This window comes from Allobacillus halotolerans, from assembly GCF_018967645.1.
In the GTDB taxonomy this organism is placed as follows: Bacteria; Bacillota; Bacilli; order Bacillales; family Alkalibacillaceae; genus Allobacillus; species Allobacillus halotolerans.
This window is the reverse complement of record NZ_JAHLZF010000033.1, coordinates 3,439-3,695: the sequence shown is the minus strand read 5'-3', so window position 1 is coordinate 3,695 and position 257 is coordinate 3,439. Positions and strand designations below refer to the sequence as shown.

Below are 257 nucleotides of genomic sequence, written 5' to 3'. Positions count from 1 at the left end.
CGCATAAATAGTTGGTATAGAAAGTCCTGTATCTACATCTAGTCGAGATCTAGTTTTGTTTGGAATACTTTTAAGTTCTTCTTTAGTGCGTTTTATTTTAGAGTTAGCAACACCATTGTCCACGTCTATAATAGCTTTGGCTTTAGACCTATTTAATGCTTCAAGACTAGCTTTAGATACTTTTAACACTCGATTGAATTTACTGTTATCTGCATTGATGTCAATATTGACACGCTTCTTTTCTAGTTCGGATAACT

At 33.5% G+C, this 257-nt stretch carries 1 protein-coding gene; it reads right to left on the bottom strand.

Annotation, left to right across the window (positions count from 1 at the left end):
• The coding region (locus tag KQ486_RS14470; protein ID WP_246569350.1) for a hypothetical protein at nucleotides 1-257 on the bottom strand (257 nt) is incomplete at both ends.